This window comes from Pseudomonas wadenswilerensis, assembly GCF_900497695.1.
Classification (GTDB): domain Bacteria; phylum Pseudomonadota; class Gammaproteobacteria; order Pseudomonadales; family Pseudomonadaceae; genus Aquipseudomonas; species Aquipseudomonas wadenswilerensis.
The window spans coordinates 170,117-185,040 of sequence record NZ_UIDD01000003.1 but is presented as its reverse complement, the minus strand read 5'-3'; the positions used below and the strand labels follow the sequence as shown (position 1 = coordinate 185,040).

The window sequence follows — 14,924 nt, the reverse complement described above, 5'->3', positions numbered from 1 at the left end:
CGTATGTTCTGCAATTCAGCCGCGCAGGGTAGCTTGCCACTGGGCGCGGTCGATGCGGTACAGCACGTGCGGGCGCAGGGGGTGGCCAGGCTCTAGCTTGGGGTGTTCGAAGCTGCCTGCCAGGTCCTGCTGCATGCCGATGGCCTGCATGACTTTCTGCGACGCCAGGTTGCTTTGCGTGGTGAACGACACCACCTGCTCCAGGCCCAGTTGAGCGAAGGCGCAGCGCAGGCTGGTCCAGGCTGCTTCACTGGCAAACCCCAGCCCCCAGTGACGCCGGGCCAGGCGCCAGCCGATCTCCACCGCTGGGGCGAAGTCGGCGTCAAAACTAACATTGAGCAGGCCGGTCATGCCGATGAAAGCGCCGGTATCCTTGCGTTCCAGGGCCCATAGGCCATAGCCGTATTCATTGAAGTGACCGCGGATCCGGCCGATCAGCGCGGCGCTCTCGACCCGGGTCAACGGCGCAGGAAAGTAGCGCATGACCATAGGGTCGGCGCACATGGCGGCGAACTCGGCGAGGTCGTCATCCTGCCATTGGCGCAACTGCAGCCGCGCGCTTTCAAGTTGCAGTATCGGGGTCATGCTCGGCTCCTTATCCACAGCCTGCAGTTTACAGCGTAGGCTGTTCATCGGCTGCTGGCGCTTCAGTGCTGGTAGCACAACAAGGCAAGGAGCTGGCAAGATCGATTCCTGCTCTGACCAAGACCCTGCCATGCCCCTGCCGCTGATCTATCACGACGACTACAGCCCGGCGTTCCCGCCGAGCACCGCTTTCCGATGGACAAGTTCCGCCTGTTGCGCGATCACCTGGTCGCCAGCGGCCTGACCACGGATGCGGCGCTGCTACGCCCGGAAATCTGCCCCAACGATATCCTCGCCCTGGCCCACGACCGCGCCTACATCGAGCGCTACATGCATGGCGAGCTGTCGCGTGAAGACCAGCGCCGCCTCGGCCTGCCCTGGAGCGAAGCCCTGGCGCGGCGTACCGTGCGTGCGGTCGGCGGCTCGCTGCTGGCCGCCGAGCAGGCGCTGGAGCACGGCATCGCCTGCCATTTGGCGGGAGGTACCCATCATGCCCATTACGATCACCCGGCCGGTTTCTGCATCTTCAATGACCTGGCAGTGATCAGCCATTACCTGCTGGAAGCCGGGCGGGTGCACAAGGTGCTGATCTTCGATTGCGACGTGCACCAGGGCGACGGTACCGCGCGCATCCTCCACGACACCGCGGATGCCATCACCGTGTCGCTGCATTGCGAGCAGAACTTCCCGGCGCGCAAGGCTGAAAGCGACTGGGACATTCCGCTGCCGCGCGGCATGGGTGACCAGGCTTACCTGAAGGTGGTGGATGACGCGCTCAACTACCTGCTGCCGCTGTATCGCCCTGACCTGGTGCTGTACGACGCCGGCGTCGACGTGCACAAGGACGACGCCCTGGGGTATCTGCAACTCACCGATGAAGGCGTCGCCGCGCGTGACGAAAGCGTGCTGCGCCACTGCCTGGGGCGTGACATCCCGGTGGTCGGCGTGATTGGCGGAGGCTACAGCAAGGACCGCGAGGCCCTCGCCCGCCGTCACGGGATACTGCACCACAGCGCCAGCCGCGTGCTGGGTTACTCACAATGACTGTGGAACCGCCTGTGGATAACCTGCTGGAAACCCCCTCAAGCCCTTTAACTACCTGGCCTTGAGGCTGCTGTTCATTTTTTGATCAGTGTTTCCGGGCGGCCCGCTAAGGTAGAATGCCGGCTCTTTTTCCCAGCTTGCAGCCGACCATGACCGACACCCGCCCCACCGACCGCCCACACGTTGCCATTATCGGAGGCGGGCCGGCCGGGTTGATGGCCGCCGAAGTGCTGAGCCAGGCCGGGGTCGCCGTCGAGCTGTACGACGCCATGCCCTCGGTGGGCCGCAAGTTCCTCCTGGCCGGGGTCGGTGGCATGAACATCACCCATTCCGAGCCTTACCCGGCGTTCATCGCCCGCTATGCCGAACGTACGGATGAAGTTGCCCGCCTGCTCGAAGGCTTCGATGCCGATGTGCTGCGCCAGTGGATTCACGACCTGGGTATCGAAACCTTCGTCGGCAGTTCCGGCCGGGTCTTCCCCCGCGACATGAAAGCCGCGCCGCTGCTACGCGCCTGGCTCAAGCGCCTGCGCGACGCCGGAGTAGTTATCCACACCCGCCATCGCTGGCTGGGCTGGAACGCCGAAGGAGCCTTGCGGATCGCTTATCCACAGGGCGAACTGGCGCTCAAGCCGACGGCCACCGTGCTGGCGCTGGGCGGCGGCAGCTGGGCGCGGTTGGGCTCGGATGCAGCCTGGCTGCCCTGGCTGCAAGCGCAAGGCGTGCAGATTGCGCCGTTGCAGGCGGCCAACAGTGGTTTCGAGGTCGAGGGCTGGAGCGCTGTGCTCAAGGACAAGTTTGCCGGCGCGCCGCTGAAGAATATCGCCCTGAGCCTTGAGGGCCATGCACCGCGCCTGGGTGAGTGCGTGCTCACCGCACAAGGGCTGGAAGGCAGCCTGGTATACGCCTGGTCGGCGCAGATTCGCGAGGCGATCAACCGCGATGGCAGCGCCAGGGTGCTGATCGACCTGCTGCCCAACCGGCCTGTGGATAAAATCCAGCAGGCCCTGGCCAAGCAGCGGGGTTCACGCTCGATGGCCAAGCATCTGCACAGTCAACTGGGGCTGGACGGGGTCAAGGCAGCGCTGTTGCGCGAGCAGACCGATCAGCAGACCTTTGCCGACCCGGCGTTGCTGGCGCAAGCGATCAAGGCCTTGCCGGTCACCCTGGTGCGCCCTCGCCCGCTGGATGAAGCGATCAGCAGTGCCGGTGGGGTGACCTTCGAAGCGCTGGATGAACGCTTGATGCTCAAGCAGATGCCCGGCGTGTTCTGTGCCGGCGAGATGCTCGACTGGGAGGCGCCGACGGGCGGCTATCTGCTGACGGCCTGTTTTGCCAGTGGGCGCAAGGCGGGGTTGGGGTTGCTGGAGTGGCTCAAGGCCTAAGGGAAGGCTTCGCCTTCCATCGCCGGCAAGTCCGGCTCCCACAGGTTATCGCTGCCCTCTGTAGGAGCGGGCTTGACCCGCGATGGCGTACTCAAGGCTTGCGCTTGCGCGGCCCGGTGTTGAAAGTCGGCACCTTGCGCACCGGCTTGGCCTGCGGCGCCGCCGCTGGCGTTTCAGCGCTGTCCAGCCAACGCCCGAGGCTGCGTTTGCTGCTGTTCTCCTTGGGCTTCTTCGGCTTTTTCGGCTTCTTCAGCACCTGGCCATTGGCGTCGGTCATCGGCACCTTGTGGTCCGGAGTGAAGTCCGGCTCTTCATGGCGCGGCAAGGTCTTGCGGGTCAGGGTTTCAATCGCCGACAGCAGTTGAACCTCGTCGGCACACACCAGCGAAATCGCCTCACCACTGTTGCCCTTGCGCCCGGTACGGCCGATGCGGTGGATGTAATCCTCGGCCACGATCGGCAGGTCGAAGTTGACCACCAGCGGCAGGTCGTCGATATCCAGCCCGCGCGCCGCCACATCGGTGGCTACCAGAATCTGGATCTCGCGCGCCTTGAAGCTGTCCAGTGCACGCTGGCGAGTGGCCTGAGGCTTGTCGCCGTGGATACCGTCGGCGTTGACACCCTGGCCACGCAGGCGCTCGACCAACTGGTCAACGCCATTACGGGTTTTGGCAAACACCAGCACCTGCTTCCAGCGCTGTTTGCGCATCAGGTGGCTGAACAGCTCAGGCTTGCGCTTCTTGTCCACCGGCACGATCCACTGCTTAACGGTGCTGGCGGTGACGTTGCGCGGGCTGACTTCAATGCTCAACGGATCATTGAGGGTTTGTGCGGCCAGTTGGCGGATCTCGTCGGAGAAAGTTGCCGAGAACAGCAGGGTTTGCCGGCGTGCCGGCAAGGCGGCGTACACCGCGCGCAGCTCTTCGGCAAAACCGAGGTCGAGCATGCGGTCCGCTTCATCGAGCACCAGCGCCTGCAGCTGGTTGAACTTCACCGCGTTCTGGCGGAACAGGTCGAGCAAACGGCCGGGGGTGGCCACCAGCAGGTCGATACCCTTGCGCAGCTTCATCATCTGCGGGTTGATGCTGACGCCGCCGTACACCGCGTAGGTACTCAGTGGCAGGTGCTCGGCGTAGTCGCGAATGTTGGCGTGTACCTGTTCGGCCAGTTCGCGGGTCGGCACCAGCACCAGCGCGCGTACCGAGTTGCTGGCGACCTTGGCCCCTTCCAGGGTCAGGCGCTGCAACAGCGGCAGGGCAAAACCTGCGGTCTTGCCGGTGCCGGTCTGGGCGGCGGCCATCAGGTCGCGGCCGGCCAGTACGGCAGGAATGGCCTGGGCCTGGACCGGGGTCGGGGTGTTGTAGTCCAGGCGCTCGAGCGCGCGCAGCAAGGGTTCGATCAGGCCGAGTTTGGCGAAAGTCATGGCAATACCGTCAGGGGAATTCAGCAATGGCGGCAGTTTACCTTGTTCAGGCCCGGCGCGTGCCCCTGTCGGTATCAGCCTGGCGGTTGAAAGCGCACCTTGAGCAGACGATCGACACCTTCCCCCAGATAGAACGAAAAGGGCCTGCCGCTCTGGTAGGCAACCGCTCGACAAGCGTCGAATGCCTCGGGGTCGTTGCGGATGAAGTACATGTAAGGCTGATACCTGACGGTGCCAATCGAGCCGAACTCGAACACCAGACGGTCTACAGTGTCCGGGCGGTCGATGCGTACCCGCATACCGCCCATCTCCAGACGTTCGAGCAACTGCTGATCATCGAAAAACAGCTGCGCCGGCGCCTGGACTTGCTCACCGCTGGCCATGCGCAACTTCATTTCGCCGCGCAGGTCGCTGCCACTGACATCGAACTCGGTCACCTCGAAGGGCAACGCTGCCTGCAGCCTGGCATTGGCCTCACAGATCATATCGGCCTGCGGCTTTTGCGCAGTCGCCTGCTCTTTGCGTCGCAACTGCACATCGATTCCAGAGCGAAAACTGAAGTGCAGTGGCAGCGACACCTCACCGAGTGCGACGATCTCCCTGGGCGCCGGGCCGAAGTCATAAACACCCAGGCCCAGCTTTCGCGCCTGGCGCATGTCGACCATCAGCCGACCACTGAGCCGGGCCGCTTCACGAGCGGGCTCGAATGACTCGAACAACGCCCGCAGATCCTGGCGCTGCCTGGCATTCAGGGCATCATCGGCAAAGCGCAGCTGCAGTGCCCGCCGGCTGTCGGGATCGAGCACCAGGTCGATCTTTTGTGTATCGATCTGCTGCGTAGCGATGATCTGCTGCAGCGCCTGGACATAGCGCGGGTCGATTTCGTCGCTGGCGCTGGTGCGGGTAACCGACTCCTGAAAGTACAGGGTCATGAAGGTGCTTCGGTCGTCGCGCAACATGACCATGCATACCGCGACCACTGCCACGCAACCCACGATCTTCACTGCCGTCCTGGCAAAACGTCCTTTCATTTACAGAGTTCACCTTCCACTTCGCCAACGGGTTTGGCCTTTTCAACTGCCGGTCGGCGCCACTGCGGCACACCGATCAACACCACGGCGCCAATGATAACCGCCATTGCCACGCATTCCTCGAAACCGATCTGTTCGCCGGCAAAAACGATCCCCAGCAGCACCGCCACTGCCGGGTTGACGTAGGCATAGCTGGTGGCTGCGGCCGGACGCACGTGCTTGAGCAGGTACATGTAGGCGCTGAAGGCCAGGATCGAGCCAAAGAACACCAGGTAGGCCAGCGCCCCCCAGCCGGCGGCGGTGGGCATCTGGGTCATGCGTTCGCCGCTCAACGCGCTGCCGAGCAGCAAGACCACGCCACCAACGAGCATTTCCGCGGCACTGGCCATCGGCCCCTGGGGCAGCGGCAGGCTTTTGCTCCATACCGAGCCGAAGGCCCAGGAGGCGGCGGCAAACAGGATCAGCGCGGCACCGACGGGGCTGGCCTGCAGGTTGGAGCCGAGGTTGAGCAAGGCGATGCCAACCAGGCCGAGGACAATCCCGGCCCATTCCAGGCGAGTGTTGCGATGGCCCCAGAGCAGGCCGAACATCAAGGTGAACAGCGGCACTGTGGCCACCGCCAGCGCGGCCACACCAGAGGCCACGCCAGCGTGCTCGGCCAGGGTCACGCCACCGTTGCCACAGCTGAGCAGCAATACACCGATGACACCCGCTGCCCGCCATTGCGGCCAGGTCGGTGCCGGCACGCCGCGCCAGCGCAAAAAGCCGTAGAGCAAGGAACCGGCAATGACAAAACGCACCCCGGCCATCAGCAACGGCGGCCAGGATTCGACGCCGATGCGAATCACCAGGTAGGTCGAGCCCCAGACCAGGTACAAGGCGAGAAAGGCGCCGATCAAGACTAACGGGAAGCGACGGGAGGCAGGCATGGGGGGCTCGAATTATGGGTGTCGGGCGGTTAGTTTAGAAAGGCAGCACGGCAAACATAAGTTACAAAACCTGTTTAAACGAGCCGTACACTTTTGAAACAACGGTTATTCAGGTCTTGCACCTTTGAATCGACAATCAGCCTCTGGAAGCCCATGGACAAGTACGATCGCATGCTCCTCAGCGCCCTGCTGGACAACGGCCGCGCCTCCTTCGCCGAACTCGCGCGCAAGGTCAATCTCTCCGCCCCGGCGGTGGCCGAACGGGTGGCCAAGCTTGAAGCCAGCGGGGTGATTACCGGCTATCAGGCCAAGGTCGACCTGGAGAAAATCGGCCTGCCGATCCAGTGCGTGATCGAGCTGCGCCTGGCCAGCCATGGCAACCAGCAGACCTTTGAGGAGCTCACGCAGATCCCGCAACTGACCGAGTGCCACCGGGTGACCGGCGACCCCTGCGTGATCATGCAGGCGGCCGTGGCCTCGATGCCGGAACTGGAGGAACTGATCAACCGCATCGCCCAGTTCGGCTTCAGCAAGACTTCGATCATTCTCTCCAGCGCGGTGGAGCGGCGCCTGCCGCTGGGCCACCTGGAGCACAACGGCAAGAAGGCCTAGCGATAGTTGTTCAGCGCTTCGCCGATCTTCGCCGCGGGGACTTTCTGCAGGCTGCAGAACAACTGGTGGGAGACGCCGTTGACGCCCTGCTGGCGCAATTGCCCGGCCAGGTGCTGGGCAAGGTTGGCGGCCATTTCCGCATCGGCCATGGCCCGGTGCGCGGTGCCGGTGTCAGGCAGGCCGGCCCAACGGGTCAGGGTGCCCAATTTGTGGTTAGGCGCCGATGGCATCAGGCGCCGCGCCAGCAACATCGAACAGGCGAACCGCTGGCTGCGGCTACGGCCGATCTGTGAAAGCTCGTAGTCCCAGAATTTCTGGTCGAACGAGGCGTTGTGGGCGAGCATCGGCGTATCGCCAACGAACTCGGCCACCTCGTTCATCACCCGGGCGATCGGTGGCGCACTGCGCAGCATGGCGGTGGTGATGCCGGTCAAGCCGGCGACAAACGCCGGCACCGGCACCCCGGCATTCATCAGGCTTTGATAGCGCTCGACGATGCGCCCGCGCTCCAGCATGACCACCGCCACCTCCGTGGCCCGGCAACCGGCCCCTGGTGAAATACCGGTGGTTTCAAAGTCGATGACAGCGATACGTTCCAAAACGACAACCTCGGAAATCTTAATGCTTGAGCAGCAGGCTGCCCTCGATGGGCACATAACGGCTGGCCGCGCGAATCAGTGAATTGGCGGTCAGCCCCGGCACGCCATAGGCGACGGCCTGAATGCCGTGACGGCTGATGACCCGCTCGAGCAGCAGGTCGAAATCGCCATCGCCGGAAGCCAGCACCACCTCATCGACCCGCGCGGCGGCGTCGATCACATCGAGGGTGATGCCCACGTCCCAGTCGCCCTTGGCCGAGCCGTCGCTGCGCTGGATATAGGGTTTGAGTTTGACCGTGAAACCAAGGTTGCGCAGGATCTGTTGAAACTGCTGCTGCTTGCTGTCGCCGCGGTCGATGGCGTAGGCCACCGCTTCGACGATCTGCCCGTGCTGGCTGATGTCGGCCCACAGCGCCGCGTAGTTGAAGTGGCAACCGTAGGCCTGGCGCACGGTGTAGTAGAGGTTCTGCACATCGGCGAATACCGCGATCTTCTTCACCGCTTTTCCTCATGGCGCCACGGCGCTGTTACCGGCCGCCGCACACCGGGGCCGTTTCGGCGCCCAGTATGCCAGCCCGCGAGCCATGCGGGTAAGCGCGGTCAGACGAAGCTGTCGTCGTCACCGCCGAAGAAGCCGCCGTCATCATTGCCGTAGTCGGTGTCCATGAAGCCGCCCTGGTCGTTGCCATAGCTGCCATTGTCGGCGGTCAGGCGTTGCTCGTCGTTGCTGCCCCAGCCGCCCGTGTCGCTGGCGGGCGCCGGTTCTTCCTTGATCACCTCGACCACTTCTTCAGGCTGCGAGTGGTGGTTGAACAGGCTGCTGATACCCTGGGCCAGCATCACCCCGCCGGCCACGCCAGCGGCAGTCTGCAGCGCGCCACCGAGAAAGCTGCTGGCACCACCGCGGGCCGGAGCCTGGGCGGGAGCTGCGTTGAAACCCTGCTGCTGGGCAGGTTGGTTGAATGACGGGCGCGACGGTTCGCGCCAACCGCCGCCACGGCTGGGAGTGCTGGCGGGGGCCGGGTTCTGTACCGGCTGTGGATCGCGGGTGCCACTGCCGAATATGCTCGACAAGAAGCCGCCGCCGCTGCTCGGCGCGGTCGCTGCAACCTGGGCCCTGGCCTGTTTCAGCTCGGCCTCCAGCTGTTTGTTCTGTTCGTCGAGACGCTTGAGCGCCGCTTCCTGCACCAGGATCGCCTGGGCCATGTAGTAAGGCGCCGCGGGTTGCTGCTGCAGGTGTTCGCCGATGCGCGCCTGGGCCTGGGCGTCGCGCGGCACAGCCGGGTCCTCGGCTTGCTTGAGCCGACCGAACAGGCCGTCGATCAGGGTTTGTTCTTCACTGTTCATGGGCAACCTCACTGCAAAACCGGAAAATCGAGTACGGGTAAAATGGGGTGCCGGGGCCGTAGATTCAACACAAGCCGGGATTAAACTTTCTTCAGGTTGGCCTACGGCTGGGCTAAAGTGACGCCCTGCTTTTTTTCAATGCGATATCGACCGATGAATCCGCTTAGTGTTCTGCGCGACTCCCTGTATTTCTTCCGCCGTCACCTGCTGAGCATTGCCCAGCTGTGCCTGCCGCTGGTGGTGCTCGAAGCACTGTGCACCCAGCTGCTGAACCAGCAACTGGGCGAGGATGCCTCGCCAGGCTACGGCATGCTGGTCAGCCTGCTGTTCTACCCGTTGTACAGCGCCGCGCTGATCCTCTACCTCGACACCCGCAGCAACGGCTACACCCCGCTCAAGCGCAACCTGCTGGCCATGGCCTTGCGCCTGTGGCCGTCGTTCGCCCTGATGGTGATGCTCAGCTCGTTGCTGATCATGGCCGGCGCCGCGCTGTTCATCATTCCCGGCATCTGGGTGATGATCCATCTGGTGTTTGCCGAATACGTCCTGGTGCTGCGCGGCCTGGCGCCAATCGAAGCCATGCGTGAAAGCTTCAAGCTGAGCACCGGTAATTTCTGGCGCATTTTCAGCTGCATCCTCGGCGTGCTGGCACCGCTGTGGCTGATCGACGGCCTGAGCATGATGCTGGTGCCCGAGCCTTCGGCGCTGGTGCAACTGGCCCTCGACAGCGCCAACGGCTTCCTGCAGCTGTTCAGCACCGTGGTGATGTTCCGCCTGTACATGCTGGTCAGCGAACCGGTTGCAGAGCCACCGGTATCCTGACTGGTTAGCGGACGAACGGCTCGGGTATGCTTGGCGGTGACCTGCCAAGCCAAGCCGAGCCGATGACCCGACTACTGCGCAACGCACTGCTGACCCTGCTTGTTCTGTTCGCCCTGCTGTGGCTGCTGGCCACGCAGCTGAGCTGGCAACCCGAGCCACGCGAAACCCTGCCGGTCAGTTGTCGCGCCGGCAACGCAACGCTGGTGCCGGGCCAGGTGCTCAAGGTGATGACCTGGAACGTGCAGTACCTGGCCGGCAAACGCTACGTGTTCTGGTACGACCAGGGCCGTGGCGACGACACCCGCCCTACCCCTGAAGACCTCGCCTTCAACCTCGATGAAGTGGCGCGGGTTATCCGCGCCGAGCAGCCGGACATCGTCCTGCTCCAGGAACTGGACAACAACGCCAAGGCCAGCGACTACCAGGACCAGCTGGCACTGCTGCGTGAGCGCCTGGTCGATATCTACCCCTGCGCGGTGCAGGCCTACGACTGGAAAGCCGATTTCGTCCCCGACTGGCATATTTTCGGCAGCGTCGGCCGCAGCCTGGCGACCCTGAGCCGCTACCCGATCAAACAGGCCGAACGCGTGCAATTGCCGGTGACCGCGAGCAACACCCTGCAGCGCTTGCTGCAACCTCAGCAAGCCATCCTTGCCAGCTACCTGCCACTGCGCGACGGCGGCCAGCTAGCGGTACTCAACACCCGCCTCGCCCCCTTCGAGGCGGGCAGCGATATCCAGCGCCAGCAGGTGCAACAGCTAACGCGGCTGCTCGACAAGCTCGAAAGCCAGGGCACCCCCTGGTTGATCGGCGGCGACTTCAACCTGCTGCCGCTCGGCCAGTACCGGCGCCTGCCGGCCGAACTGCGCGGTCAGTACAGCGCCGACAGCGACTTGCACCTGCTCTGGGACAAGTACCCGATGATCCCCAGCAACGCCGAAGCCAGCGGCGCCGACCGCGCGGCCTGGCTGACCCATTACCCCAACGACCGCAATGTGCAAGGGCCGGACCGCACCCTCGACTACCTGTTCCACAGCCCCAAACTGCAGCGTCTGGGGGCACGGGTGATTCAGCAGGACACCCTGGAAATTTCCGATCACCTGCCGGTAACGGCGCGCCTTGTACTGCCTGCGATGCCCTGACTATTTGCGTGGCTTGGCCCGCGCGGTGGCCTCGGCTACCAACGGGTCATCCGGCCAATAGTGCTTGGGATAGCGCCCCTTCAGATCCTTCTTCACCTCGGCATAGGTACTGCGCCAGAAGTTGGCCAGATCCTGGGTCACCTGCACCGGCCGCCGCGCGGGCGACAGCAGGTGCAACAGGACTTGCTGTCGGCCCTGGGCAATACGTGGGGTTTCGGCCAGGCCGAACAGCTCCTGCAGGCGCACGGCGAGGATTGGCGGGGTTTCGCTGTAGTCCAGGCGGATGTTCGAGCCTGAAGGCACGCTCAGGTGGACCGGCGCCTGTTCATCCAGGCGCTGAGGCAATGGCCAGGGCAACAGATTGCGCAGGATCGACGAGAGGTCGAGCTGGGCGAAATGGCTCAGACGGGTGACCTTGCCCAGGTAGGGTTGCAGCCAGTGCGAAAGGCTTGCCAACAGGGCGGCGTCGCTCAGGTCCGGCCATTCACTTTCACCCAGGGTTGCCAGGTCGAGCTGGCGCAACAGTGCCACACGCGCCTGCCACTGGCGCAGCTCGGGGGTCCACGACAGCAGCTCCAGGCCCTTGCGCCGCACCAGTTCCAGCAGGGCCTTTGCGCGGGCGTCTTCGTCCAGGCCGGTCAGTGGCTCTCGGCTGAGCACCAGCTCGCCGACCTTGCGCTGACGCTCGGCACGCAAAACGTTTTCGCGTTCGTCCCAGTCGAGGATATCGAGGCTGCGCACCTGTTCGGCCAGCACCCCGTCGAACAGTGCCGGGTCGAAGTCGGCGGCGAGATAAATGCGCTCCTCGCGCTGGCCCTGGCGGCTGCCCAGGTCGGCAATCACCAGCCACGAATGTTTCATCAAGGCATCGGCTTCGCCGAACAGCGCGGCACGGCCGTTAGCCAGCCGATATTCCGCACCGCCGGCACGCCGCTGTTGGCCGACCCGGTCCGGATAGGCCAGCGCCAGCAAGGCGCCCAGCCAGCGGGAATGGTCAGGGTCGGCAACAGCTGAAGTGGCTTTGCCACGCAGATAACCACGGTACTGGCGAGCCAGTTGCCGGGCGCGCTGCACGCCGCCCTGCCCGCCTTTGGCTGCGCGGGTTTCGCCGCTGAGCAAGGCCAGGCGACTGTGCAGGTCAGCACCGCCGCCGCGCAGAATGTCGCGTTCACCGAGCAATGCGGCGACGTCGCAAGCCATGTCGGCCAGCCCCAGGTCCTGGCCGCGCAGCAGCAAGTGGGCGATGCGCGGATGCGCCGGCAATTCGGCCATGGCCTGGCCGTGGGCGCTGAGGCTGTCCTGACTGTCGGCCTTGAACGCGCCCAGACGCCGCAACAGGTCCAGCGCCTGGCCGTACGCGGCAGCAGGCGGCTGGTCGAGCCAGCGCAATTGTTCGGGGGTGACGCCCCAGCGCGATAGCTGCAGGGCCAGCCCGGCCAGATCGGCCTGGAGGATTTCGGCCGCGCCGTACGCCGCCAGTTGCTCATGCTGGGCTTCGGACCACAAGCGATAGCACACGCCGGGCTCAAGGCGTCCGGCACGGCCGGCGCGCTGGGTGGCGCTGGCGCGAGAGATGCGCTGGGTGTCCAGGCGGGTCATGCCACTACCCGGGTCGAAACGCGGTACCCGCGCCAGGCCGGCGTCGACCACCACGCGCACGCCGTCGATGGTCAGGCTGGTCTCGGCGATGTTGGTCGCCAGCACCACCTTGCGCAGGCCGGCAGCGGGCGTGTCGATGGCGGCGCGTTGGGCATTGAGGTCGAGCTCGCCATGCAATGGGCATAGCAGGACATCGCGGCGATCACCGAGGGCCTCCTGCAAGGATTGATGCACCCGGCGAATTTCCGCCTGACCCGGCAGGAACACCAGGACACTGCCCGACTCGTCAGCGATGGCCTGCAGCACCGCATCGACCACCCGCGGCTCGATGAACTCGCCCGGCTGGAACGGCCGGCCCCACCGCACATCGACCGGGTACATGCGCCCTTCGCTGCTGACCACCGGGGCATCGTCGAGCAAGCTCGACAGACGCTCGCCCTCAAGGGTCGCCGACATCAGCAGGATCTTCAGCGGCGGCTCGTCACGCAACAACTCGCGACCATTGAGGCTCAAGGCCAGGGCCAGGTCGGCATCGAGGCTGCGTTCGTGGAATTCGTCGAAGATCAGCAAGCCCACACCGTCCAGGGCCGGGTCGGCTTGCAAACGACGGGTGAGAATCCCTTCGGTAACCACCTCGATCCGCGTGTTCGGGCCGACCTTGCTGTCCAGCCGAATGCGATAACCGACCGTTTGCCCGACCTGCTCGCCCAACTCGCTGGCCAGCCGCTCGGCTGCCGCCCGTGCCGCCAGGCGCCGCGGTTCGAGCATGAGGATGCGCTGCCCGGCCAGCCACGGCTCATCAAGCAGCGCCAGCGGCACACGGGTGGTCTTGCCGGCGCCGGGGGGCGCTTCGAGCACCGCTTCGTGGCGCAGGCTCAAGGCTGCGCGCAAGGCTGGCAGTACGGCATCGATCGGTAATGATTTCATGGTGGCCCTCAAACAATCCGCCGAGTATAACGGCGAACCGAGCCTGCCTTATCATGGTCTTAGCTGTAGATACCGGCTCTTTGCCTGTATCGTTGTCGCCTTCATTCCGGAGATTTCCATGCGTATTCCCTCCCGTGTCATTGGCGGCGTCGTGATCGCCACCCTGCTGACCCAACTGACCGCCTGCGGCACCCTGTTCTTCCCCGACCGACGCGGCCAGATCGAGGGCAAGATCGACCCGGTGGTCGCCGCCCTCGACGCAATCGGCATCCTTTTCTACGTGATCCCGGGCTTGATCGCCTTCGGTATCGACTTCGCCACCGGCGCTATCTACCTGCCAGGCGGCACCACTGCCCAGGTCGCGCCCGAGAAGCTCAATGAAGCCATCAGCGCCGACGGCAAGGTCGACAACAGCAAGCTGCAGGCTATTCTCGAGAGCGAACTGGGCCAGCGCCTGCCGCTCAACGACCCACGCCTGATCCAGCACAAGGGCAGTGTCGAGCAACTGGCCATGTACGGCCTCAAGCCCGCTGCTTGATCTTTGACAGGAAGCCACCTTCGGCATGACTCCCTCGGCTGAACACCAACGCCTGCTGCGCCTGGCCACCCGCGCCTCGCTGGCGGTGGCCAGTATCCTGATCCTGACCAAGGCGGTGGCCTGGTGGCTCAGCGGTTCGGTCAGCCTGCTGGCCGGGCTGACCGATTCGGCGCTGGATGGCGTGGCCTCCTTTCTCAATCTGCTGGCCGTGCACTACGCCCTGCGCCCGGCCGATGACGACCACCGCTACGGCCACGGCAAGGCCGAAGCCATGGCCGGCAAGGCCCAGGCGCTGTTCATTGCGGTCAGTGCGGTGCTGATCGGTGTACAGGCGGTGGAACGGCTGCAGAACCCGCAACCTTTGGGTGATACCGGCATCGGTATCGCGGTGATGCTGTTATCGCTGGTGCTGACCGTTGCCTTGTTGATGCTCCAGGGCAAGGTGATCCGCATCACCGGCTCGACCGCGGTGCGCGCCGACTCTCTGCATTACCGCTCCGACCTGCTGCTCAACGGCAGCATCCTGGTGGCGCTGGTGCTGGCGCGCTTCGGCTGGCCGCAGCTCGATGCGATTTTCGGTCTGGGCATCGCCCTGTACATCTTCTGGAGTGCCTTGCAGATTGCCCGGGAGAGCAGCTCGATCCTGATGGATCAAGAGCTGCCCAGCGACATCAGCGAGCAAATGCTGGCGCTGGCCTGCAGTGTGCCGGGGGTACGCGGCGCCCATGACTTGCGCACGCGTGTGTCGGGCAGTCACTGGTTTGTGCAGTTGCACCTGGAACTGCCCGGGGACTTGCCGCTGACCCAGGCCCATGCCTTGTGTGACCAGGCTGCGGCGGCGATCAACAGCAAGTATCCGAAGGCTGAAGTGCTGGTGCATGCGGATCCGGTGATGTGAGGCCATTGGCAAGGCCGGCTCCCACAATGGAACTGCATACACC

At 64.5% G+C, this 14,924-nt stretch carries 14 protein-coding genes and 1 pseudogene; 7 read left to right on the top strand and 8 right to left on the bottom strand.

Translation table 11 applies throughout. The features are described from left to right. Positions 1-15: 15 nt before the first annotated feature. Positions 16-585, bottom strand: coding sequence for a GNAT family N-acetyltransferase (locus CCOS864_RS04250; RefSeq protein WP_115085194.1), 570 nt, complete (start codon positions 583-585; stop codon positions 16-18). A 130-nt stretch (positions 586-715) separates the two neighbouring features. Between CCOS864_RS04250 and CCOS864_RS04245 the strand changes: the two are divergent. Continuing rightward, positions 716-1,629, top strand: a pseudogene (locus tag CCOS864_RS04245) (histone deacetylase family protein). A gap of 149 nt (positions 1,630-1,778) precedes the next feature. Next, positions 1,779-3,014 carry a TIGR03862 family flavoprotein gene (locus CCOS864_RS04240; protein ID WP_115085193.1) on the top strand — a complete coding sequence of 412 codons (1,236 nt, stop codon included), beginning with the start codon at positions 1,779-1,781 and terminating at the stop codon, positions 3,012-3,014. Between the two features lie 91 nt (positions 3,015-3,105). Here the strand turns inward: CCOS864_RS04240 and CCOS864_RS04235 are convergent, their stop codons facing one another. From CCOS864_RS04235 to yedA, 3 genes are all read right to left on the bottom strand, one after another. Then, positions 3,106-4,437 (bottom strand): RNA helicase RhlE1, encoded by a 1,332-nt coding sequence (locus CCOS864_RS04235; RefSeq protein ID WP_115085192.1) that lies wholly within the window; start codon positions 4,435-4,437, stop codon positions 3,106-3,108. 74 nt (positions 4,438-4,511) lie between these two features. Further along, complete coding sequence (locus CCOS864_RS04230; RefSeq protein ID WP_134061331.1) at positions 4,512-5,468, bottom strand: hypothetical protein; 957 nt, start codon at positions 5,466-5,468, stop codon at positions 4,512-4,514. Continuing rightward, positions 5,465-6,397: a drug/metabolite exporter YedA gene (yedA, locus tag CCOS864_RS04225; RefSeq protein ID WP_115085190.1), complete on the bottom strand. Its 933-nt coding sequence runs from the start codon at positions 6,395-6,397 to the stop codon at positions 5,465-5,467. The genes CCOS864_RS04230 and yedA overlap by 4 nt, the downstream gene beginning before the upstream one ends. A gap of 153 nt (positions 6,398-6,550) precedes the next feature. On the opposite strand from yedA, the gene CCOS864_RS04220 reads away from it, so the two are divergent. After that, positions 6,551-7,009, top strand: a complete 459-nt coding sequence (locus CCOS864_RS04220; RefSeq protein ID WP_115085189.1) for an Lrp/AsnC family transcriptional regulator — start codon at positions 6,551-6,553, stop codon at positions 7,007-7,009. On the opposite strand, the gene CCOS864_RS04215 is transcribed toward CCOS864_RS04220, so the two are convergent. From CCOS864_RS04215 to CCOS864_RS04205, 3 genes are all read right to left on the bottom strand, one after another. Beyond that, a complete protein-coding gene (locus CCOS864_RS04215; protein ID WP_115085188.1) occupies positions 7,006-7,608 on the bottom strand; it encodes a 3'-5' exonuclease in 603 nt (200 codons plus the stop codon). The two genes, CCOS864_RS04220 and CCOS864_RS04215, sit on opposite strands and share 4 nt — an antisense overlap. Before the next feature lie 19 nt (positions 7,609-7,627). Beyond that, a complete protein-coding gene (locus CCOS864_RS04210; RefSeq protein WP_036996945.1) occupies positions 7,628-8,107 on the bottom strand; it encodes a LabA-like NYN domain-containing protein in 480 nt (159 codons plus the stop codon). A gap of 101 nt (positions 8,108-8,208) precedes the next feature. After that, positions 8,209-8,955: a DUF2076 domain-containing protein gene (locus CCOS864_RS04205; RefSeq protein WP_115085187.1), complete on the bottom strand. Its 747-nt coding sequence runs from the start codon at positions 8,953-8,955 to the stop codon at positions 8,209-8,211. A 153-nt stretch (positions 8,956-9,108) separates the two neighbouring features. On the opposite strand from CCOS864_RS04205, the gene CCOS864_RS04200 reads away from it, so the two are divergent. Together CCOS864_RS04200 and CCOS864_RS04195 are read left to right on the top strand one after the other, a co-directional pair. After that, complete coding sequence (locus tag CCOS864_RS04200) at positions 9,109-9,777, top strand: YciC family protein (protein ID WP_115085186.1); 669 nt, start codon at positions 9,109-9,111, stop codon at positions 9,775-9,777. 62 nt (positions 9,778-9,839) lie between these two features. Next, a complete protein-coding gene (locus CCOS864_RS04195; protein WP_115085270.1) occupies positions 9,840-10,919 on the top strand; it encodes an endonuclease/exonuclease/phosphatase family protein in 1,080 nt (359 codons plus the stop codon). On the opposite strand, the gene hrpB is transcribed toward CCOS864_RS04195, so the two are convergent. Next, entirely contained in the window at positions 10,920-13,445 is a 2,526-nt protein-coding gene (hrpB, locus tag CCOS864_RS04190; RefSeq protein WP_115085185.1) for an ATP-dependent helicase HrpB, read from the bottom strand. It abuts the gene before it with no gap. 118 nt (positions 13,446-13,563) lie between these two features. Between hrpB and CCOS864_RS04185 the strand changes: the two genes are divergently transcribed. Both CCOS864_RS04185 and CCOS864_RS04180 read left to right on the top strand, forming a co-directional pair. After that, positions 13,564-13,983 (top strand): polyribonucleotide nucleotidyltransferase, encoded by a 420-nt coding sequence (locus CCOS864_RS04185; RefSeq protein WP_115085184.1) that lies wholly within the window; start codon positions 13,564-13,566, stop codon positions 13,981-13,983. A 25-nt stretch (positions 13,984-14,008) separates the two neighbouring features. Beyond that, complete coding sequence (locus CCOS864_RS04180) at positions 14,009-14,881, top strand: cation diffusion facilitator family transporter (RefSeq protein ID WP_115085183.1); 873 nt, start codon at positions 14,009-14,011, stop codon at positions 14,879-14,881. The last annotated feature ends 43 nt before the right edge of the window (positions 14,882-14,924 follow it).